25 protein-coding genes and 1 pseudogene are annotated in these 20,971 nt (G+C 44.1%); 12 read left to right on the top strand and 14 right to left on the bottom strand.

Annotated features, from left to right (window positions below):
- Positions 1-174: 174 nt before the first annotated feature.
- Positions 175-570 (bottom strand): preQ(1) synthase, encoded by a 396-nt coding sequence (gene queF / locus RAM70_RS07565; RefSeq protein WP_002740916.1) that lies wholly within the window; start codon positions 568-570, stop codon positions 175-177.
- Between the two features lie 227 nt (positions 571-797).
- Here queF and RAM70_RS07560 point away from each other — a divergent pair, with 227 nt between their 5' ends.
- The 4 genes from RAM70_RS07560 (at position 798) to RAM70_RS07545 (ending at position 3,796) form a co-directional block, all read left to right on the top strand.
- Positions 798-1,979 (top strand): M20 family metallopeptidase, encoded by a 1,182-nt coding sequence (locus RAM70_RS07560; protein ID WP_045362742.1) that lies wholly within the window; start codon positions 798-800, stop codon positions 1,977-1,979.
- A gap of 22 nt (positions 1,980-2,001) precedes the next feature.
- A complete protein-coding gene (locus RAM70_RS07555; protein WP_312673093.1) occupies positions 2,002-2,466 on the top strand; it encodes an MEKHLA domain-containing protein in 465 nt (154 codons plus the stop codon).
- A gap of 128 nt (positions 2,467-2,594) precedes the next feature.
- Positions 2,595-3,296 (top strand): orotidine-5'-phosphate decarboxylase, encoded by a 702-nt coding sequence (gene pyrF, locus RAM70_RS07550; RefSeq protein WP_045362846.1) that lies wholly within the window; start codon positions 2,595-2,597, stop codon positions 3,294-3,296.
- The gene (locus tag RAM70_RS07545) at positions 3,260-3,796 is read left to right on the top strand and encodes a hypothetical protein (protein ID WP_045362771.1); all 537 of its coding nucleotides are present in this window, start codon (positions 3,260-3,262) and stop codon (positions 3,794-3,796) included. Before pyrF ends, RAM70_RS07545 begins: the two co-directional genes overlap by 37 nt.
- Here RAM70_RS07545 and prmC read toward each other — a convergent pair.
- The 3 genes from prmC to RAM70_RS07530 form a co-directional block, all read right to left on the bottom strand.
- Entirely contained in the window at positions 3,793-4,677 is an 885-nt protein-coding gene (gene prmC, locus RAM70_RS07540; RefSeq protein ID WP_190381047.1) for a peptide chain release factor N(5)-glutamine methyltransferase, read from the bottom strand. The genes RAM70_RS07545 and prmC overlap by 4 nt on opposite strands.
- Before the next feature lie 5 nt (positions 4,678-4,682).
- The gene (locus tag RAM70_RS07535) at positions 4,683-5,483 is read right to left on the bottom strand and encodes a Tic22 family protein (protein ID WP_045362779.1); all 801 of its coding nucleotides are present in this window, start codon (positions 5,481-5,483) and stop codon (positions 4,683-4,685) included.
- 388 nt (positions 5,484-5,871) lie between these two features.
- Positions 5,872-6,306 carry a hypothetical protein gene (locus tag RAM70_RS07530; protein WP_045362781.1) on the bottom strand — a complete coding sequence of 145 codons (435 nt, stop codon included), beginning with the start codon at positions 6,304-6,306 and terminating at the stop codon, positions 5,872-5,874.
- A 220-nt stretch (positions 6,307-6,526) separates the two neighbouring features.
- Between RAM70_RS07530 and mtnA the strand changes: the two genes are divergently transcribed.
- Both mtnA and RAM70_RS07520 read left to right on the top strand, forming a co-directional pair.
- Positions 6,527-7,588 (top strand): S-methyl-5-thioribose-1-phosphate isomerase, encoded by a 1,062-nt coding sequence (gene mtnA / locus RAM70_RS07525; protein WP_312673087.1) that lies wholly within the window; start codon positions 6,527-6,529, stop codon positions 7,586-7,588.
- 782 nt (positions 7,589-8,370) lie between these two features.
- Positions 8,371-9,084: a response regulator gene (locus RAM70_RS07520; RefSeq protein ID WP_045362850.1), complete on the top strand. Its 714-nt coding sequence runs from the start codon at positions 8,371-8,373 to the stop codon at positions 9,082-9,084.
- Between the two features lie 52 nt (positions 9,085-9,136).
- Here the strand turns inward: RAM70_RS07520 and RAM70_RS07515 are convergent, their stop codons facing one another.
- The 6 genes from RAM70_RS07515 to RAM70_RS07495 form a co-directional block, all read right to left on the bottom strand.
- On the bottom strand, positions 9,137-10,138 hold the full coding sequence (locus RAM70_RS07515; protein WP_045362786.1) for a phosphoribulokinase: 1,002 nt from the start codon (positions 10,136-10,138) through the stop codon (positions 9,137-9,139).
- Positions 10,139-10,396: 258 nt separating this feature from the next.
- Positions 10,397-10,534 (bottom strand): hypothetical protein, encoded by a 138-nt coding sequence (locus tag RAM70_RS22910; RefSeq protein ID WP_353737862.1) that lies wholly within the window; start codon positions 10,532-10,534, stop codon positions 10,397-10,399.
- A gap of 50 nt (positions 10,535-10,584) precedes the next feature.
- Entirely contained in the window at positions 10,585-10,791 is a 207-nt protein-coding gene (locus RAM70_RS07510) for a type II toxin-antitoxin system mRNA interferase toxin, RelE/StbE family (protein ID WP_080754366.1), read from the bottom strand.
- Positions 10,785-11,066, bottom strand: a complete 282-nt coding sequence (locus RAM70_RS07505) for a type II toxin-antitoxin system RelB/DinJ family antitoxin (RefSeq protein WP_045362788.1) — start codon at positions 11,064-11,066, stop codon at positions 10,785-10,787. The genes RAM70_RS07510 and RAM70_RS07505 overlap by 7 nt, the downstream gene beginning before the upstream one ends.
- Positions 11,067-11,407: 341 nt before the next feature.
- Positions 11,408-12,115: a proprotein convertase P-domain-containing protein gene (locus tag RAM70_RS07500; RefSeq protein WP_312673083.1), complete on the bottom strand. Its 708-nt coding sequence runs from the start codon at positions 12,113-12,115 to the stop codon at positions 11,408-11,410.
- Positions 12,116-12,304: 189 nt separating this feature from the next.
- Positions 12,305-12,493 (bottom strand): PEP-CTERM sorting domain-containing protein, encoded by a 189-nt coding sequence (locus tag RAM70_RS07495; protein WP_312673081.1) that lies wholly within the window; start codon positions 12,491-12,493, stop codon positions 12,305-12,307.
- Positions 12,494-12,645: 152 nt separating this feature from the next.
- Between RAM70_RS07495 and RAM70_RS07490 the strand changes: the two are divergent.
- A pseudogene (locus tag RAM70_RS07490) lies at positions 12,646-13,880 on the top strand (RNA-guided endonuclease InsQ/TnpB family protein).
- Here the strand turns inward: RAM70_RS07490 and RAM70_RS07485 are convergent.
- Positions 13,821-14,552, bottom strand: a complete 732-nt coding sequence (locus tag RAM70_RS07485) for a PEP-CTERM sorting domain-containing protein (protein WP_312673080.1) — start codon at positions 14,550-14,552, stop codon at positions 13,821-13,823. The pseudogene RAM70_RS07490 and the gene RAM70_RS07485 overlap by 60 nt on opposite strands.
- A 195-nt stretch (positions 14,553-14,747) precedes the next feature.
- Here RAM70_RS07485 and RAM70_RS07480 point away from each other — a divergent pair, with 195 nt between their 5' ends.
- Genes RAM70_RS07480 through RAM70_RS22905 form a run of 4 tightly spaced genes read left to right on the top strand, consistent with a single transcriptional unit; the run spans position 14,748 to position 15,721 of the window.
- A complete protein-coding gene (locus RAM70_RS07480) occupies positions 14,748-14,963 on the top strand; it encodes a RelB antitoxin-like protein (protein ID WP_002801839.1) in 216 nt (71 codons plus the stop codon).
- Positions 14,964-14,970: 7 nt separating this feature from the next.
- Positions 14,971-15,240, top strand: a complete 270-nt coding sequence (locus RAM70_RS07475; RefSeq protein WP_039899589.1) for a type II toxin-antitoxin system RelE family toxin — start codon at positions 14,971-14,973, stop codon at positions 15,238-15,240.
- A 32-nt stretch (positions 15,241-15,272) separates the two neighbouring features.
- Positions 15,273-15,515 (top strand): type II toxin-antitoxin system VapB family antitoxin, encoded by a 243-nt coding sequence (gene vapB / locus RAM70_RS07470; protein WP_045362797.1) that lies wholly within the window; start codon positions 15,273-15,275, stop codon positions 15,513-15,515.
- The gene (locus tag RAM70_RS22905) at positions 15,515-15,721 is read left to right on the top strand and encodes a PIN domain-containing protein (RefSeq protein ID WP_204377826.1); all 207 of its coding nucleotides are present in this window, start codon (positions 15,515-15,517) and stop codon (positions 15,719-15,721) included. Before vapB ends, RAM70_RS22905 begins: the two co-directional genes overlap by 1 nt.
- Here RAM70_RS22905 and pta read toward each other — a convergent pair.
- The 3 genes from pta to RAM70_RS07455 all read right to left on the bottom strand — a co-directional run bounded on the left by pta (position 15,703) and on the right by RAM70_RS07455 (position 20,012).
- Positions 15,703-17,799, bottom strand: coding sequence for a phosphate acetyltransferase (gene pta / locus RAM70_RS07465; RefSeq protein ID WP_312673077.1), 2,097 nt, complete (start codon positions 17,797-17,799; stop codon positions 15,703-15,705). The genes RAM70_RS22905 and pta overlap by 19 nt on opposite strands.
- 204 nt (positions 17,800-18,003) lie before the next feature.
- The gene (locus tag RAM70_RS07460; RefSeq protein WP_152607050.1) at positions 18,004-18,252 is read right to left on the bottom strand and encodes a hypothetical protein; all 249 of its coding nucleotides are present in this window, start codon (positions 18,250-18,252) and stop codon (positions 18,004-18,006) included.
- A complete protein-coding gene (locus tag RAM70_RS07455; RefSeq protein ID WP_312673073.1) occupies positions 18,216-20,012 on the bottom strand; it encodes an N-acetylmuramoyl-L-alanine amidase family protein in 1,797 nt (598 codons plus the stop codon). The genes RAM70_RS07460 and RAM70_RS07455 overlap by 37 nt, the downstream gene beginning before the upstream one ends.
- A 196-nt stretch (positions 20,013-20,208) precedes the next feature.
- Between RAM70_RS07455 and RAM70_RS07450 the strand changes: the two genes are divergently transcribed.
- Positions 20,209-20,643 carry a peroxiredoxin gene (locus tag RAM70_RS07450; protein ID WP_045362806.1) on the top strand — a complete coding sequence of 145 codons (435 nt, stop codon included), beginning with the start codon at positions 20,209-20,211 and terminating at the stop codon, positions 20,641-20,643.
- Positions 20,644-20,971: the final 328 nt, after the last annotated feature.

Here is a 20,971-nt window from a genome sequence, read left to right as displayed (position 1 = left end):
TACCTAGCAGCAGTCAAAGGCAATCAACCAACTCTTAACGATAAGATTCAAGCTCTAAGTATAGAGGACAATTTTAAAATAAGTATTGAAAACAAGGACAGCAAAAAACTTGAACAACAAAAACTAGAACAGCAAGGGATGGGAGCAACCCCATCCCCAAACTAGACAATTATGCTATTCTTTTTTATACATCACCTCCACCACGGTATGAACGTTACCCCTCGGATGAAAATCCCCCTTAACTTTCATCTGCAAGGGTTCGCAAGCGGCCACCAAATCATCTAAAATTTGGTTAATTGCTTCTTCGTGGGAAATATAACGATCGCGATAACTATTAATATAAAGTTTAATCGCCTTTAATTCCATCACCTTTTGATCGGGAACGTAGCTAAGATAAATAGTGGCAAAATCGGGATAACCGGAAAAGGGACATTTACAGGTATATTCCGGCAGAGTGATCTGAATATCGTAATTTCTGCCAGGACGTGGATTGGGGAAAGTAATTAATGTTCCTTCGGCAATTTCTCTTTCCCCGTACTTAACTTCAATTTTTTCGGAAGACTGAACCATGTTTTTTCCTAACTAGACAATGTTTCCTATCATAGCTGGAATATTCTCTCGAGAGGTGTTACCGAATCAAGAGATGAATAGTAACTCCTGCATCCTATTGACAAATTAGCTTAGTCCTACATTGAAAGAATGCCGAGAAGACAATTCAGACTGAAAATCAGCCAAGCCCAATTTTCAGGTAAAAAATGCTCTATGATTAACCCTAAAGATACTGTAAAACTGGTTTCATGCTCTCCGAGATTAAAAACATAGCCGAGAGTCTCGCACCCCGATTAGTGGAGATTCGCCGCCACATTCACGCGAATCCAGAGTTAAGCGGGCAAGAATATCAAACTGCCGCCTATATTGCCGGAGTTTTGTCTTCCTGTGGTCTATCGGTGCAGGAAGCGGTGGGAAAAACGGGAGTTAAGGGAGAATTGGCGGGAAAAGGCAGTGATCGGAGAATTTTAGCTATCCGCGCCGATATGGATGCCCTACCGATCCAAGAAAGAACCGATTTAGACTTTGCTTCCCGCAAACCGGGGATTATGCACGCCTGCGGTCACGATGTTCATGCTACCGTCGGTTTAGGGGTGGCGATGGTGCTTTCCCGTCTCTCGGAACCTTTGGGGGGAAAAATACGCTTTCTCTTTCAACCAGCAGAGGAAATCGCCCAGGGGGCCAATTGGATGATCCGGGAGGGGGTGATGCGGGATGTCAGCGCCGTTTTCGGGCTGCACGTTTTCCCCTCGATTCCGGCCCGATCGATCGGGGTTCGTTACGGGGCCTTAACTGCGGCTGCCGACGATCTGGAGATTTTTATTCAAGGGGAATCCGGCCACGGGGCCCGGCCCCACGAGGCGATCGATGCTATCTGGATCGCCTCGCAAGTAATCACCACTTTGCAACAGGCAATTAGTCGGACTCAAAACCCTTTGCGTCCCATTGTCCTCACCATCGGCCAGATTAGCGGTGGTCGCGCCCCCAACGTCATCGCCGATCAGGTACGCATGGCAGGAACAGTGCGATCGCTGCACCCAGAAACCCACGCCCATCTCCCGGAATGGATCGAGAGTTTGGTCACGAATGTCTGTAGCACATATAACGCAAAATGTCAAGTAAAATATCGTCGGGGTGTGCCATCGGTACAAAATGACCAATTTTTAACCCGGTTAGTCGAAGAAGCTGGTTTAGAAGCTTGGGGACGGGATCGGGTTTTAATTCTCTCGGAACCCTCCATGGGGGCCGAGGATTTTTCCCTTTATTTGCAACAGGCCCCGGGGACAATGTTCCGTCTGGGAGTGGGTTCTACTAACCTCCTCAATCCCCCCCTTCACCATCCGGAATTTTTAGTCGATGAGTCGGCAATTCTGACGGGAGTGATTACTTTAGCCTACGCGGCCTATAAATATTGGCAAAGGGAAGATTAAACCGGTTTTTCAAGATAATTTTATGGAAATTTGGCAAGATTTAGCTATTATAGCTTGGACGGAATTGCTGCTGGATAATTATGAACGGTTAATCGGGCGATCGCTTTTACCCCGGATCGGTACTGGCAAAGAACAGAGTAAAATGCTCTTTTATGCCCCTTTTGTGCTAGTTTCCCACGGTACACAAACTAATCCGATCTTCAATTATGGTAATCGCTGCGCCCTCGATCTCTGGGGTTTAACTTGGCAAGAATTATTAGCAACTCCTTCGCGAGCAACGGTAGAGGGAGAGGAACCCGCCCAAGAACGCCAAAAAATGCTGGATTTAGTCAAAAAACAGGGCTATATCAACGATTATCACGGGGTAAGGATCACGAAAAACGGTCAACTATTTCGTATTGAAAAAGCGATCGTTTGGAATATCATCGATCGTGATGGCATTTATTGCGGACAGGCTGCCACTTTTGCCGATTGGATTTTTCTCTGATTTAAGCTGTACTGCCTTGAAACTCCGTCCCCACTTCCCCACTTCCCCACTTCCCTCTCCCCGCTTCCCTCTCCCCACACCCCACACCCCACACCCCACACCCCACACCCCCACTGTATCACCCAAATATGACCAACTCAGACCGAATTATTGTTCCTCTCGATGTGCCGGATTTAGAATCAGCGATCGCACTGCTCGATCTGTTGCCGGAAGTCAATTTTTGGAAAGTGGGACTAGAATTATTTGTCAGTAGCGGTGCAGAAATTCTAGGGATTCTGCAAGAAAGACAAAAAAAGAGCTTTCTCGACCTAAAATTTCATGATATTCCCAATACGGTCGCCGGGGCCTGTCGTTCCGCTAGTCGCTATCAAGTGGATTTACTCACCCTGCACGCTACGGCCGGACGGCAAGCACTGACGGCAGCTAAGGAGGCAATATCTGACCTGCTATCGCCGCCAAAACTTCTCGCTATCACCGTTTTAACCAGCCTTAACGCCCGCGAATTAGCCCTCGACCTCAAAATTCCCCTAGAACTATCGGAATATGCCTTAAATCTGGCATTATTGGGCAAGGAATCAGGAATTGATGGGGCGGTTTGTTCTCCCCAGGAAGTGGCGCAATTGCGTCGCGTCTGTGGAGAGGATTTTCTCTTAGTTTGCCCCGGAGTTCGTCCCTCTTGGTCAAGCAAAGGGGATCAAAGTCGGGTGATGACTCCGGCCCAAGCGATTAAAGCTGGGGCTGATTATCTAGTAATTGGACGACCGATCACCGGTGCCGAGGAGCCAAAGGTAGCATGGACAAAAATTTGTCAAGAATTAACCGACATTTAGCTGTATTACTGGTTATTTTCGGGATTAACTTGCCAGCAGTTAGTCGTCCTCTTTCTAGCTGTCCGGAGGATTTAAATCTTTTAGTCGATCGCCTCTTGTCAGATTTACCCGGTTATGCTAATCGAGTTATTACCCGTTCCCAAATCGACCAAAAATTATCTACACCGGTTTTTGTGATTATTGCCGGTCGTCCCGAATTTGCACCCCTACCTTTAACTGCTAGTCAATATTCCGGTCAAATTGCCGATGACACTCAACAGGTTTTTTTTACGACTTTAGAGCGTCAGTATAGCAAAAATCGCTCTGTCAGCCTCCAGAATTATCACTGGTTATTTTTAACTAAAACTGGGGAAGGATGGCGATTAGTGACGGTTTACAGTCAATTAGCTTCCCTTGAACCCGCTCAAGTCCCCTTACCTCCCCTAGAAACCAGTCAAGGCACCATCGGCCAAGCGGTGCGTCTCTGGCTGCGGGACTGCGAAGCGGGTACATTGCGCTAAATTCGCTCGGCCAAAACAAAGCGATCGAAACCTGCTAGGTCGTTAATAATCTGAATTTGTCGATAATTGCCCTGATTTTCCAGCATTTGCGCTACTTTTTCCCCTTGACCGGCTCTCATTTCCACTAGCCAAAGGCCTCCCGATCGCAGATAATCGGGAGCAGTGGCCACTAGATAGCGTAGCGCGGTCAATCCGTCTTCACCTCCATCGAGGGCCAAACGGGGTTCATGTTCCCGCACTTCAATTTGTAAGTCGAGGATTTCTGCACTGGGAATATAGGGAGGATTGGACAGCATACCGCTAATCTGTCCTTTCCACTTCTCTAGGGGGGTCCACCAAGAACCCTGTTTTAAGATAATTCTGTCGGCAAAACCCGTATTGATGATATTTTCTTTGGCGATCGCTAAAGCCGTTTGACTGTAATCAATGGCATATATCTCTGCTTTTGTCAAGATACTGGCTAAACCAATAGCGATCGCACCGCTACCGGTTCCCAGATCTACCCAGATTCCCCCTTCTTCTCCTCTGACGGTTTCTCCAACGATATCGATTAATAACTCGGTTTCGGGACGAGGAATTAAGACCCCCGGGGAGACTTTCAGGGTAAAATTACGCCAGACCACCGATTCGAGCAAATACTGCAAGGGAACCCTTGCTTGCAGGCGTTTTTGCCAGCGTTTAGTAATTTCCGACCAAGAATAACTCAAAGGGATTTTTTCTCGTTCCCGAAAGGATTGTAAGCGCAGGGAAAGAGTATCTAAATCTGTCACTGCTTGCAGAAAGATATCCACTTCTTTCGGAGATAGTTGCGCTTGCTCTAAATCGGTGATCGCCTGTTGGCGCCATTGACTTAATTCTTGACCGGAAATACTAGCAGACACAAGGCTTAACGATTGGGGGCGGGGCGATTATTGGTATTATTATTAGGGCGTGGCTGATTTGCCGGGGGTTGGTTGGGAGCATTTTGGTTGCTATTTGCTCGGATAAAATCAATCGTTTCTTGGCTAGGATAGAGGAGAATTTTAGTTAAAGCTTCATCGTTACTTTGTTGTAGGGTAGCGATGACACTTTCTAAGGGAATAACATCAATTTTCACCGTGGCTGCTTCTGCGGGATTAGCTTTTTTGTATTGTTCTACCATTTGCAAAGCGGCGGCCTTTTCAAAGAAGAAAGGAATCAAATCCTGATTATTGCGATTGATCACCAGAAAATTACTCTCTTTTCCTGCTTTCGGCACAAACAAAGGTACACCACCTTGATATTGTTGACCTCTTTCACTGAGCAGTTTTTTCGCTGATTCTACTTCCGACTCTTTGGGAACAAAATCGATAATTAAACGATTTTGATCGGTTTGACTGGTTTGCATTTTATAGACTTGTGCCAAAGAAACGGGCTGAACTTTAACTTTGCTGGCCACTTCGGGATTCTCTTTTTTCAGTCGTTCAAAAAAGTTTTGTGCGTCCTGCCGACTGATAAAAACTCCCGTGAATTTTTGTTCTTTTTCTCCCACGGCAATTAGGGGAACTCCTTGATCGTCGGCAATAGCAAAGACAGGTACAGACTGCAAGGTTCTGACGATTTGTTCTTCCGGTAAAGCGAGTGCTTTAGAATAGCTTCCCAGCAGCGAAGTCAACATTGTCGTTCCTACTAAACCAAGAGTTGCTGTCCAACGAATGAGAGATTTCATCAAAATAATTACCTCGTTATTACTATTAACCAATATTTGCCGTTAATCTGAACTATATCGTCTGCTTAACTCCTCCGATCAGGAGTTTTCTGATGAATAACCAGCCACGAAAGTTCCCTTTATTGGCTTGCTTTTGAACCATCATAGCTAAAAAGCTCCATATTTGGTGAGATGTGGTCGCAGCGGCGGCCAGGAAATAGGGGCAATTTACGCGCTGATCTGGGGAATAATAGGGATTAATTGGAGTTTTTAAGCTATATTTTCAAAAAAAATCGCTTTAGCTACGGTTTAAGCTTGCTTTTGCCTTAATAAGCACCAACTTAAGCTCAAAAGGCCTCCTCTTGTCTGAATCAGTTAGTCAACCGGCTACCTTTTGATCTTGGCACTACTAATGACTTTCCGAGAGATGGTGCGGATGGGCGATCGCTAACCGCAGCCATTGATAGGAAACTAGATTTAAAATCAGTCCGATAATCAGTAAAATTGCCATGAGAGCGATTTGATACCAGGCGATCGGTCTGACCAGAAGATCGGCGATCAGATGGGCTAAATTCAAGACAGAATAGAGAATTGTCAGCCAGAAATGGGTTTTTCTCAAGGAGCGACTTTCGCTAAAATTGACCCCGATAATCGCTAACATTGGCAGCAAAAAAAAGAGCAACATTCCCCAGAAAATCGGATCGAGATTGCTGGTTTGATGACTCTCGACGATCGATTGACCATGGAAGAGCGGCATTAAACCCAGTTGGGTGTGAAATAGGGTTCCCAAGAGGAATGTTGTCCAGAGAGCGGCAATTTTTTCGGGATATTTCGCTGTTTTCACGGTAATTATCCTCTTAATCGGTTAGTATAAAAGGTCGGGCTAGGTGAGAAAGTATTCTTAAATTTTTCCTAGTCACTTATCTATACATTCTAAAAAAAGTTTCTGTATTTAAAATTACTTTTTACAAAAAAACACAAAATAGTTTTTACTGCTGATCAGCCGTGGAGAAAGGCCGCTGCTATAGTGATAAATTTAGCTAATTCTCAATCTAAAAATGTTTATGACCACAACCACTTGCGAGAGTAACTCGATCTATCCCGTGCGTTGGCAAGATAACAAAGTTTGGCTGATCGATCAAACCCGTTTACCCATGGAGTATGGGGAAGTTGAGATCACCAGCAGTGAAGCCATGGCCCGGGCGATCGAAACGATGATTGTGCGCGGCGCTCCGGCGATCGGGGTGGCGGCTGCATACGGTATGGTTTTAGGAGCGCAGGAAATTAAAACCGACCAGAAAGAGCAATTTCTGGCTGATTTAACTAGAATAGCCGATCGATTAGCCCAAACCCGGCCGACGGCGGTGAATTTATTCTGGGCGATCGAGCGAATGTTAAAAGTGGCCCAGGAAAGTGGCCCAGAAGTGGCAGTAATTACCAAAAATCTCCTTGAAACTGCCCAAAATATCCAAAAAGAAGACGTGGAAACCTGTCGGGCGATCGGTCGCCATGGTTTATTGGCGCTGCCGGAGCAACCGGAAAAACTGACAATTTTAACCCACTGTAACACTGGTTCCCTGGCCACGGCCAGTTATGGTACTGCTTTAGGGGTAATTCGTTCTGCTTGGACGGCAGGAAGACTAATACAAGTGTATGCAGACGAAACCCGGCCACGGCTGCAAGGGGCAAAATTAACCGCCTGGGAATGTGCGCGGGAGGGAATCCCCGTCACTGTGATCACCGATAGCATGGCAGCCCACTGTATGCAGCAAAAACTGATCGATGCGGTGATTGTTGGGGCCGATCGCATTGCGGCCAATGGGGACACAGCCAACAAAATTGGCACCTATTCCCTCGCGGTGCTGGCAAAAGCTCATCATCTGCCTTTTTATGTGGCTGCCCCCCTATCGACGGTGGATTTTTCCCTTAAGGATGGTACGGGTATCCCGATCGAACAGCGCGATCGTGCCGAAATTTATCAGGTGGGGACAACTACCCTTTGCCCTAGAGATGTTAACTTTTATAACCCCGCTTTCGATGTTACTCCCGCCGCTTTAATCACCGCTATCATCACGGAAAAAGGAGCGGTAACACCGGCTGAATTAATTTTTTTACAGGACTCCTAGGGGTGAGCTTTTTCCCTACTGACACCATTTTTATTTGTTTATATCCATTGGCACAGTGGGGAAAAATTCCGCCTCAATCCCATTGGAGGTTACGGCCAAGGGCGAAAAATAGACAAAAACTACCTCTATCCATAAACTAAAGGACTAGAGTAATTTTGAGAAACTATCTAGTTATCAATAGAATAGTTTGAATTAATTATTGATTACTTAAATCAAGAAACCATAAATTATTTATTAATTTTAGATTATTTTTTTTTGTTAATATAGGCTAAAAAATTAATTAAACCAGAGCTTGGTTCTATTCTATGAAAATCCAAGCAGCTCGAAGATGTATTCTTGTTAAAGAATTTTGTATCTTCTCGATTTTGTGTGATATTTTTTGCCGATCAAATTCTGAAATCTTTACTGGGAAAGACTTTAAGGACTATTTTGTTAAATAAACTATCAGTATAGACCTCATTTTCACACAGGACTCAGAAGAGCCTAATTCTTGCCTAATCTAAATTTGCATGATATTATAATAGAAGAATTAAAGGAGAAAATTATGGGTAGATTTGGGTAGATGTGAGTAGATTTTAGTGGGAGTTTAAGTATATTTGTAATCGCCGCTTTGAATAAGTAGAAATAAAATCAACTGAAAAAAGGGGATTGCCGAATGAAGATAAGAAAGTGGAATTCAAGGAAGGAGGAAGGGAATGAAGTCAATGTTTAGGAACGGCTCTAATAATCCAAAAGCCAAAATTATTGAATCATCGCCTAGTTCAGCAAAACCGCGAAAAAATATGGATAAAGTGCGGGTTATCGTTATAGAGGATCACGATTTAACGCGCATGGGGTTAGTGGCGGCTCTCCAGCATCGAGAGGGTATTCAAGTGGTGGGAGAAGCCATCAGTGGATTACAGGGACTAAAACTGCTAGAGGAGGCCAAACCCCATGTAGCGATCATCGATATAGATTTACCCATGATCCATGGGATCGAGTTAGTGCGACGCTTCCAACAAAATCGGGGCGAGGACAGCTTGGCCACGAAAATCCTTATGCTAACCATGTACAAAACCCAAGAACTGATTTTAGCGGCTTTTACTGCTGGGGCTTATTCCTACTGTATGAAGGATACCAGCGTCGATCAATTAGTCGAGGCGATTTATTCCACCCACGAAGGCAATCCTTGGATCGATCCCGTGATCGCCGGTGTTATTCTGCAACAAGTGCGCCAAATTTTTGCCGTCGGTGCGGCTGCCGGGAGCAAAACAGTGGTAATTGACGGCGTTGAACCAGAACATCGCCAATTGCTGAAAAATGCGCCCCTAACGGAACGAGAGCTAGAAATTCTCGCTCTGATTGTCGGGGGTTACAGTAATGCTCAGATTGCCGGCCGACTCTATATCACCATCGGCACGGTGAAAACCCATGTCCGCAATATCTTAAATAAACTCTCTGTCGATGATCGCACTCAAGCGGCAGTGCTGGCCCTGCGATCGGGATTAGTACGTTAAAAAAACTGGCATCCTAACCATGGTAGGATGCCAGTTCGGTCAAAACTAGAAACTAGACTGGCGCTGCCACTTTTGATTCGGCCGCCATTAGTTTTTCGTAGGTTTCACGCATTTTGAGACCGACTAACACTTGGAATAAACCCGTACCATTGGTAGAACCGGGATAATCTTTGTGTTTGAGCAGTAATTCCGTCATTTCACCGTAGTATTTAGTGCCGGTTTTGCTCAAATGGCTTTCGATGTAGATCATTTCTTCCAGGTTATCGAATTGACCATCTAGTTCCAGAATCGACACTTCATTCCCCAAGAAGCCATCCGGACCATAGTAGAGTTTAATACCGGGATAAGCGCAGGTCAATTTACGACCACAGGGCCGCCAATCGATGGTGGAACCTTCATCAAACAGATAAGCGGGTTCAAAGTTTTCCACCCCTTCTTTCTGGATTAAACGAACCCGTAGTAACTTACTTTCGTGATCTTCAAGTAATTGGGTGGGCAGCACTTGAATCACCACATCAGCGTACTGTCTTTGGGGATCGATATAGGCACTGAAATCCGGTTTTCTAGAATTAATGGCCGCCATCACATCATCATAGGTGTGACCGCGCTCGGCCATATCCCGTTGAATTTTCCAGTTAACTTTGACTTCATCGCTAATATCGAGATAAACGCTGAAATCTAATAGGGCCCGGACTCGTTCATCATATAAGGGGTGCAGTCCCTCGATCACGATTACCTTATTCGGTTCGATGATTTCGGGAGGATCGATCATCCCCGTTTCATGATTATAAATAGGTTTATTAATGGCTTGACCTTCCTTGAGCGCTTTAATCTGCTCATACATCAGGTCAAAGTTATTCGCTTTCGGATTGAGTGCGGTGACACCCACCTCTTTTCTCTGTTTGCGATCGAGGCAATGGTAGTCATCTAAACAGATCACTGTCATAAACTCGGCCCCGAATAAATCCGTCAAACGACGTAAAAAAGTAGACTTCCCACAGCCGGAGTCCCCAGCTACACCGATTAGAACCACGCGCTCTGGCTTATTGGCCATAGTTTCCCTCTAAATACACAACTAATTGTTAACCCATAGTATGTAATTAAACCAGACTCTGGACCCTCGCCGTACCCCGCCGCCAGAAATTTCTGCTGCTGACAGGTTTGGCAAGAGCCTCACGCTAGAATGAGTAAGTATTTAATACTAGGGGGCCTGTTGGCGGCGATAATCTCTGACAAAAAACCAATTAATAATCCGCCGTAACCCATCAACTTTATCATTAAATTGGTGCGTTGCGCTATCGCGCTTCACAGCCTACCAGTGAACTACCGGTAAATCGTCACGCTGCCTGCCCAGATCAGGAAACTGGGATAACAGGGGAAATCTGTCCAGAATTTGAGCGATCTTTTGGTCGGCCATTAATTCATCTTGTCTGCCTAAATAGAGCCAAATATCCCGCCAGTCTTGCTCTGCTTGCCGTGAAACGAAAGCGATTCACTAAATTAACTCCTGTTGAAGTCGCTGTTTGCAAGCATCTTAATAGTGTCTAACAAATCTCCAACGAGATTATGATCTCGGTATCGCTCTGGTAGTATTTGTTCTTGCACCAGTAGTTCCACCACAGTTTTTAATTTTTCCAAGTCTTTACTCCGTTTTTTCATCCGCCTCAAATCGCGTCGAAAGTGGGTGCTTTCCTGTGGGGTTAACATTCCCCTGTATCCTTGTTCCAATCCTCGAACATCTGCCCAACGCTACTATAACGCTTAAGACGCTCAGGATGTTTTTCTACTTCTTCAATGGCGGCGAGCGTTTCTGTATTAGGAATTTGAACATCAAAGGGAAAACCTTGATGACAATCGACATCAGATAAGGCTGGATGCTGAATTTTTTGTAGGAGAAGCTGTTGTTCTTCGTCAGTTAAAGAAAGGATAATTTGAGCAAGGGAATCAATTAGTTTAGTATTGATTGCAGCAGCTTGACTCATGATTAAACAAATGATTAGGAGTTAATTAGGGCTTGCTGAATAAATCTAAAAACCTTGTTGGATAAGGCTTTTAGACTTTTTTTCCCTCAAAAAGTGCCGACCATTGGAGGGATCGGGGGTAAAATTCAGGTACTTTTTCCCTGAAAATTAGGTAACTGACTACCTCAAAATCGGTAAAACCCCACACCCCACACCCCACACCCCACACCCTGCCCCCACCAACAAACTTTTTCAGCAAATCCTAATTAATTGTTTTAATCTAGTCTAGCGCGAGTTAGCAATCCCTAGCGATCGCCTCTTAGTCCAGAAAACGGGTTTCTCAAAGAAACCCGTTTTCTATGCTAATCTTTCCCATTCAAATGGCGCTTAAGTGCCGCTCTCGCTCCCAGTAAGCCTAAAGCCAGCAAACCTAAGCTAGAACTTGGCTCAGGAATGGGGGTACCTTGCAAATTTAGCGTCCAAGAAGTGAAAGAGCCAGTAGTACCAGCGACAGTATCGGCAATGGTCAGCCGCCAGACGCCGCTGGACTCTTGTCCGCCTAGGGAAGCGAGCATGGGAACCTTGGTGGCACTGTTCAAACCAGTGGCGAAGTAGTTGCCAGAGGGGAGGTCAAAAAGATTACCCCCAGAAGCCGCTACCGTCCAGATGTTGCCGGTAAAGGCATCGTTAAAGCTGTAGTTGCCGTTGAAGTTGCTGTTATCGCCAGTCGCAGTAGCAGGGGGAACAACGCGCCCAATCCGGCGGAACAGGGGTACCTGCGTGTTGGTTGGGACGTAGGTGAGGTCGGCACGCAACTCGCCTAGAGAGTTGTGCTGCAGTCCCGTGAGGGTGACAGTGACATCGGTGATCAAAAAGTTGGAACTGGTGGGAACGGTAATAGTGCTACTAAAACCAGTGGCGTTGTTATCAGGGATATTACCGCCACTACCATTTCCGGTAAAGGTAAGGGTGGCGGCGCTGGCGGGGAGGGTGGCCAGCACAGCGATCGCGCCAACTGTGCCAGCGAAGACAACACCAGACAGGGATTTGAGGATAGTTGTAGTGTTCATTGACAATTTTGTATAAATTTTACCAAAAAGCCTATCACACCACCCCGATTTTGTCAATTATTGCTTCTTATCGATTTTATAGGGTTTTATCTATGTTTTTCGTCAATTCATCGCTCGCCTCTTATTCCAGAAAACGGGTTTCTTCAAGAAACCCGTTTTCTTCTCAAAGAAACCCGTTTTCTATGGCAATTAAGCTTTGTCACTGCCTTGCTTTGGCTTTAACTGGCGTTTAACCAAGGCACCCAGGCCTAATAAGCCTAACCCTAAAACGGTACTGGGTTCGGGAACTTGCTGTACTTGAACGTTCTGTCCTGTTACGGTTAAGGGAAAAGAAACCCCTTGAGCCGGATTACCCAAAGCGAGGGTAATCCGGCTCAAGGGGCAGCCGAGTTGTTAAACTGCTGTGCATTTCCATTTACCGAAATTTTGGGTTAAAGCCCCGTCCTTTTAGGACGGCTTTTTAAACTATATCTTGTTAACTTAACTTTTATTGTGCTATACTGATTTTGTCTAAGTCCCCCCTGCGTAAAATGTTTGTCTTAGAGTTTAAAGTTAAAGCTAAAACTCAACAGTATCAAGCCATAGACGATGCTATTCGTACTGCTCAATTCATCCGTCACAAATGTGTAAGGTTATGGATGGATACAAAAGGTACGGGTAAGAACGATTTATACCGATATTCTCAAGAATTAGCTCAGGACTTTAAATTTGCCGATGAACTTAATTCAACTGCTAGACAGGCAAGTGCTGAACGTGCTTGGAGTTCAATTAGTCGTTTTTACGACAACTGTAAACGTAAAGTATCAGGCAAAAAGGGGTATCCTCAATTTAAAAAATCTCGCTCTGTTGAATACAAACAATCAGGATGGAAGCTTCTTAGCCCTAAAACTGTTAAGTTCACTGACAAGAAAAACATTGGTGTTCTTAAGTTGGTAGGAACTTGGGATTTAGGGTACTTTCAAGAATCCGATATTAAACGGGTTAGGTTGATTCGGAGAGCGGACGGTTATTATTGTCAATTTGTCCTTTCTTGTGACGTTAAAGAAGATGTTAAACCATCAGGTAAGTGTATTGGCTTAGATGTAGGTTTGGCTTCTTTCTATACAGATCACAATGGCGACAAGGTTGATAATCCTCAATTCTTGAGAAAGTCTGAGAAACGATTAAAACGACTTCAAAGGCGATTATCTAAAAAGAAAAAGGGAAGTAAAAATCGTCAAAAAGCTAGACAAAGATTAGCTAAAGCTCACCTTAAAGTAAGTAGGCAACGTAAAGACTTTGCTGTGAAATTAGCAAGGCTTCGGCCGTGAGCTCAGCCGAACGGTGCGTAGTTCACTCTAGCGATGTGATAGCCTACGAGGATTTAAGAGTTAAGAACTTAGTCAAGAATCATTGTCTAGCTAAATCGATCAATGATGCGGCCTGGTATCAGTTTCGGGAATGGATAGAGTATTTTGGGGTTAAATTCGGCAAGATAACGATTGCTGTCTCACCGAATTATACAAGCCAAAACTGTTCAAACTGTGGTGAAATTGTTAAGAAATCTTTATCGACTAGAACCCATCAGTGTAAATGTGGGTGTGTTTTAGATAGGGATGAAAACGCCGCTATCAATATCCTTAAAAAAGGGTTAAGTACCGTAGGGCATACGGGAACTTTCGGGCTAGATCCGATAAACGCTTGGGGAGAGAATACCTCTACTTTTTCAGAAGCGATTCTGTCTAAGCAAGTAATCTCTTTGAACCAAGAATCCCCGTCTCTTTAGAGCGGGGAGTGTCAAGCGATTTCCCCCTGAAGTTGTCATTAGATAAGGAGTAAAAGCAGTTGTACCTCCTGTGGGTGACAGCCCCGTTAGTTGGTAGTCTGCCCAGTAAGTGCCTGGCGCGAGAGTAAGACCAGAACCACTGAAATTGGCGGCAATGTTCATCACCGGGCGTTGGGCATCGTCTAACACGCCATTGAAAGTGCGGTAAACGCCAGTCCAGTTAGTAGATAGTAGATTTGTGGACGAACCGAGGATATTACTTCCGGCAAGACCGGGGGCATTATCCCAAATATTAACTGAGATGCCAGTAAAAGGTGAAGTGGGGGGAAACCCATAAGTTGATGTCATGTAAGCCATCACCGATACCTTATCGATCGCCCACAGTCCTGCATCAGAAATGGTAAAGCTTTCTGCCAAGCGGAAATCACCGGTTGCATTCTGCCCCGCCACATCCACAGTAGCAGAGGCTTGACTGACATCTGAGCCGTTGAATCCTGCGCCTGGGTTGGTGACGATATTCGTCTGGCTAAATAGAGTAGTTGCCTGTGCGGGCAAGCTAACTACCGTTCCGAGGGTGACAGCAGTGGCCATGCCGATTGTTGTCCCGAGAAAATCTGAGACAGGCTTTAAGGGACGGGAGCGGCTTAAGAATGAGCTTTTTTGAGTAGCCATCGGTTTATTCGGGTAAATTATGTGAAAAACCCTATCACCCCCCCCGATTTTGTCAAATATCGCTTTTTTATCGATTATATAGAGTTTTATCTATGTTTTTCATCTCCAGAAAACGGGTTTCTTTGAGAAACCCGTTTTCTAATGTAATCGCGTAGTGCTATATCATAGACTTATCAAACTTGACAAGTCTTGTCTATGCTTTCAATAGAATACCTAACTGACCAAAACGGACAACCCAAAGCCGTTGTTATTCCGATTGAACTATGGAGACAAGTATTTCCCCAAGAAGATATGTCTTGTGAAGAGTTCACCGAAGCAATAGAAGACTACTGCCTTAACCAAGCGATGGATGAGGCACAGCAGAGTCCACTATTAGATATCGAAGAGGCACTGGCTTATTTGGAGGAATAGATTTCCCTTGAAGGTTCAATATCGAAAAAGATTTCTCAAAGATTTGAAGGCATTGAAAAACCAGCCTGTTTATGAACAAATTTTACAGCTTGCTTTTAGAGATTTACCCAATGCCAAATCATTGCAGGATATTGGTAATGTCAAGCCAATGAAGGGAGCTACCAATCGCTACCGAATACGGCTTGGTGAATATCGATTAGGAATAGCCGTTGTTGATGATAACATTGAGGTAATGCGGCTCCTACACCGACGTGAATTTTATCGCTACTTTCCCTAAATATTGATTAATTTAACTAAAAGTGAGCCATTATGAGTATAGATTCAGCCCTTAAGAATATAGTTGAGAATATGCCCGATGCTCTCAAAAATGAACTTTTACATTATGCCGAATATTTGCTCACTAAGTCTGACCAAACAGAAGAAAATAAACAAGCAGCAAAAGAATCTGTAACTGTTAAAAGAACTTTAGCTGGTTCAATAAAAGGAACTTTCGTTTTACCTTTAGCTAATGACTTTGATGCTCCCTTAGAAGACTTTGAGGACTATAGGTAATCAGGAGTGCTTTAATAGATACTCATGTCTTTATCTGGTTAGCTGAGGATTACCCGATTTTGCCTGTTTCGCTGCGAGATAGTCTTGAAAATACCGATAATGTTTTTGTAAGTATTGCTAGTTTTTGGGAAATATCGATCAAGGTAAAAATTGGTAAACTCTCTCTCTGTTCTGAAATGACGATAACTCAAAAAGATTGGGATTGAATTGCTGTGATTACCACCGTATTGATAATATCGGGAACGGTACAACCGCGACTGAGATCATTGACGGGTTTTTTTAATCCCTGTAGGATTGGACCAATCGCTAAAGCTTTCGTTTCCCGCTGCACGGCTTTATAAGTATTATTCCCTGTATTCAGGTCAGGAAAAATAAACACCGTCGCTTGGCCCGCCACCTCTGACCCCGGCATTTTTTGGGCGGCTACTTCCTTATCCACGGCCGCATCGTACTGAATCGGCCCTTCTAGCTTCAAATCGGGGCGTTTTTCCCTAGCGATTTTGGTCGCTTGTCGTACTTTTTCCACGTCTTCTCCCTGGCCCGATTGACCCGAAGAATAGGAAAGCAGGGCGATTCGCGGTTCAATTCCGAATTTTTGGGCGGTTTCGGCAGAAGATAGGGCGATTTCGGCTAATTCCTCGGCACTGGGGTCGGGATTCACCGCACAATCCCCATAGACCAAGACTCGATCCTCTAGACACATAAAAAAGACCGAGGAGACGATCGCACAATCGGGCTTAGTTTTGATAATCTGGAGTGCAGGCCGAATCGTGTGTTGAGTGGTATGCACTGCCCCCGATACCATACCATCAGCATCGCCTTGATACACCATTAAAGTGCCAAAATAGGAGACATCCTGTGCATAATCCCGGGCCATGTCGAGATTCATTCCCTTGGCTTTTCTCGCTTCGTAGAGGGTCTGCACATAGCTTTCAAAATGGGGACTAGCCACGGGGTCAATAATTTGCAGGCGATCGAGATCGAGAGTGATACCATGTTTTTTAATCACCATTGCGATCTCGTCCGGTTGTCCCAGGAGGGTTAAATCGACGATATCCTGTTCGATTAAAACTGTGGCCGCCTGGAGGATGCGCGGTTCGGTCCCTTCGGCCAAAACGATGTGACGTTTTTGCGCTTTGGCCTGTTGTACGAGATTATAGGTGAACATCTTCGGGGTAATCCCCTGGGTCCGCAAAGTGCGAATTTGCGCTTCTAGGCGATCGAGATTGATGTTACTGTGAAAAAGCTGCAGACTGAGGTTAATTTTATCGTAGTCCGTCGAGGTCAGGGTCGTCCGCACTTGGTGGATGCGTTCGGCCGTGGTGTAGGTATCGGTGGTGACGGAGAGAATCGGTAAGGGATCGGGCAAACCTTCAATTAAACGGGCGATCGAAGGATTGAGGTTATGACCTGCTGTTAAGACTATACCAGCTAATTGGGGATAATTGGCCGATTGGTGGGCCTGTAACATCCCGATAATCACATCGCCGCGATCCCAAGGGGTGATAATTAAGCTATCTTCTTTTAGCCGCTCTAGGGCATTTTGCATCTGCATGGCCACCACCAGAAAGTTACTAGCTAAACTGTCTAATCTCTGCTGTCCGTAGAGAACTTTTGCCTGTAATTGTTGGGCGATTTCTGCTACTCGCGGGCTGCTAAGTTTAGCATTATGGGGAATCACTCCTAGGGCATATTCTTGGGGGGGGAAAATTTTAGTCAGGGTTTTCCGTAATTCCTCTATTTTTTCCTCTTCAGCTTGATTGATAATAATCCCAATCACCGTACAACCTTTATCTTGGTAGGTGTCGCAGGAAATCAGGATCGGACTAAGGGCATCTTCGATACTGCGCTGGTAGGCATTACCTAATATTAAGATGGGATGGCCGAGATTTTTGGCGATTTCTGTATTTAGTTCAAATTCAAAGGCGGAATTTTCTTGCAGATAATCGGAACCTTCACAGAGGATAAAATCATATTTTTTTTCTAAGTTTTTAAACTTTTTGATAATTCTTTCAATGATTTCATCAAATTTTTGTTGTACCAATAAATCCTTAACTTCTTCGTAACATAACCCGAAGGCTTCTTCGTAGGTTTGTTCTAATTTAAAATAATTGAGGATTAAGTCAATGTCTTCGTCCCGATGACCTTCGGAACAGTCGAGAACAATTGGCTGGAAAAAAGCAACTTTATTAGTTTTGCGGAGAATTAAGTCAATAATTCCTAAAGCTACTAACGCTTTACCGCTTCCCGTTGCCGTCGTGCTGATATATAAAGAGTTAGTCATGGGTAGAGCAGAATAATAACGAGGGTGGAATTTAATTCACTCACCCCAACCTTGAGGTGAGCGATTGATCCCCCCTTAATCCCCCCTTAATAAGGGGAGCAGCGATCAAGTTGTCTATAAGGGCGTGAATTGTTGGCAAATTTTCAGTAAACTATCTTTATTTGTTGGCTAATCCAGCGATTTTTATCACACAGCGATCGCTGTTTAAATATCTACTAGAGAGTGATCGGCTATACCTTGTAATCTAGCAGTTATTTTCTCCGATTGCTGTTCACTGGTAACATTTTTTCCATGAACTTGATTTAATTTCCTCGGATTAAAATAAAGACTCCAGCAAATCCTATCACTGGCTTTCCAGCTAGGGCTTGATTTTTCAGAAAGATTTAAGCTTCTCTCCCGCCGATGGGCATTAAATCTTAACTGGAAGCGATTACCCCAGATTGTTGAAACCATTGGCTAATTCCGGCGGCTAAAACCTGCGCTAGTTGTTTTTGTGCCTGAGTATCGGTAATCCATTCAAATTCTTGAGGATTACTCATAAATCCTAACTCTAATAACAATGAAGGACTACTATAGGGACGAGTTAAAGCTAAATTATTCCAAAATACTCCATAGGAAGGACGGTTAAGATTTTTGGTTAAATAATCGTGGAGAAAAACCGATAGATCCGCTGCCTGGGGATGATACCAAAATATGCCAATTCCTTGAGTATTTAAGGCATCTCCATCATCGGGTAAAGCATTATAGTGAACCGATATTGCTAGGGTTGGTTGCAGATTATTAATCATCTCTACTCGTGCTGGTAGGGATAGGTCGATGTCCGTTTCTCTGGTTAAATAAACTGTTGCCCCCAATTTTTCTAACTCCCGTTTAATTAATTTAGACATAACCAAATTAATCTCTTTTTCTGTGTAACCCGTCGGACCGACAGCACCAGTTTCTTTCCCTCCATGTCCAGGATCTAATAAAATAACTTTGCCCTGTAAATTATTACTTTTTTCTGGGGGATGACGCAGGGTTAAGATTAAATTTGTCCCCTGGTAACGAAGACTATAACCCCACTGTTGTTTTTGGTTAAGATTAAAAGTGTATTCTATCGTGGTCGGGTTGATTTGTCGCCAATCTAAACGTCTGACTAAAGGATTATCCACTAGAAAAATTGTATCGGTTTGGGCAATGGTATTATAAAGGGTCAAAATAAATTTATCATCTTCTTGTCTCACGGCGATGGGTACAGGATGGGAGAGGGGAAAAATAATTTCTGTTGCTTGATTGATACTGCGAGAAGAGAGACCACGAATATTAGCATTATCTAGGACTTCATTAACTATTAAACGGGTTTCTCGCTCTAAAATCCAACCACCATAATCTAACCGCAACCAATCCCCTTCTTTCCCGGTGACTCTCGCTTTCGTGCCTTGGGGTAAAGGAGTTAAACGGGAATAATCACTACCCGGCCCCGTGCGCGCTACCCCTTGGGCTGCTATAATTTCAATCACTGGTAAATTTTGATCGCTAATAATGTTAATTTCTCCTTGACTTTGTTGGCTAATCGATCGATTATTTAATTGTGCTGTAAAAATAGGTTTTCCTAAGTTAGCCTCTTGCTTAAACTGCTGACAACCTCGATAGTAACCAGTTTTATCCTCGGAATTCGCTTGATTAAGATTAGTTAAAACTGCGGCATTACTAGGCAGTTTTGTGGTTTGAGGTTGGGGTAAAAGAGGTAGGATTTTATCTCCTAACTGCACAGAAACCTGAGCTTGGGGAGTGGCAATCGCACTAAAACAAATCCATTCCCCCACTAACCTCGTCTTATGGACAGAAGGACTGAGAGAGTTATCAGCAAAAGCTAATTCGTGGGGAATAATTGCTTGAGTATCTCGACGAATTATTTGGCGATTAATAGTTTGGTTTTGATAGCGAATAGTGAAATTATTTTCGCCAACTTCTAGGGGAAAACTAGGGGCAAAATATCCTTTAGCACTGCGTTGAATCGGTTGATTATTAAGCAAAACTTGACCCGATGGAGGAGCAGAACCAATAAAAAAGATTCTCGATGCCGTGGTTTGATGATTATCGGGGGGATAAACAATCATTAATGAGGCAGATTTAGCGCTGATGCTGTGATAAAAACCAATTAATAGCACTAAAACTAAACCGATTAAGATATTTTGCCCAAAAGTTCTCACTTTTAACCAGAATGGCCCCATATTATCCCCCTCTTAGCTGACAAATATTATCCTAGGACAAATTCTAGAGGTTTGTTGTTCGTCTTCTCAGTTGTACTGCATTTAAACTGATCGGGAAATTCAGTACAAATGCTCTGACTGCTTCTCCCCTCTCCCTGTTTTTGACCCTCATCCCTTATGATCAATATAGATTAACTTTTGTAAAGGAATCGGAGTTATGGCTTTAACCGTTGGAACAATCGCACCGAACTTTACCACCACCGACGATACTGGAAAAACCGTTTCCCTGTCGGATTTTCAAGGTAAAGTCGTAGTTTTATACTTCTATCCCAAAGATGATACCCCCGGCTGCACCAAGCAAGCGCAAAGCTTCCGGGATAACTACGAACAATACCAAGACAAGGAAATAGTAGTCTTCGGGGTGAGCAGGGATGACCAGGGTTCCCATGCACAATTTAAAGAAAAATATAGTTTACCCTTCCAATTGCTCGTAGATACCGATGGTGTTATCACCAAAGCTTATGATGTGGATGGGGGTGGCTATTCTAAGCGCGTCACCTATATCATCGATGCAGAAGGCAAAATTAGCCATGTAGATGAGAAAGTGAATACCGCTAGTCACGCATCGGATATTCTCTGCGTCGTCGGTTAATTTTCCCTAAAATCTTTTCTGGGTGTGTTAGGGCAGCCTAATACACCCGATATTTATCTTGAATGTCGGGTGAAGAGCCTCGATTTTGCCGAAGGGATGAAACCTGACCAACATAATTTAGATTGGCTATTAACCCACTTAAGAACATCAGGGGTGGGTAAGTAAGAAGAATGTGAACATAGTCTGATACTAAATCCGTTGAGAGGTCGAGCCCGTAGTCATAGAGTTTAAATTAAAAGCCAACCCATGGCAAAAGATAGCCATTCAAGAAGCTATCAGAATGGGCATTCATTAGGAACAAATGTCTGAGATTTTGGATAGACTCTGC

This window comes from Microcystis wesenbergii NRERC-220 (assembly GCF_032027425.1).
GTDB classification, from domain to species: domain Bacteria; phylum Cyanobacteriota; class Cyanobacteriia; order Cyanobacteriales; family Microcystaceae; genus Microcystis; species Microcystis wesenbergii_A.
The sequence above is the reverse complement of the archived record's forward strand: the minus strand, read 5'-3'. Positions and strand labels throughout refer to the sequence as shown.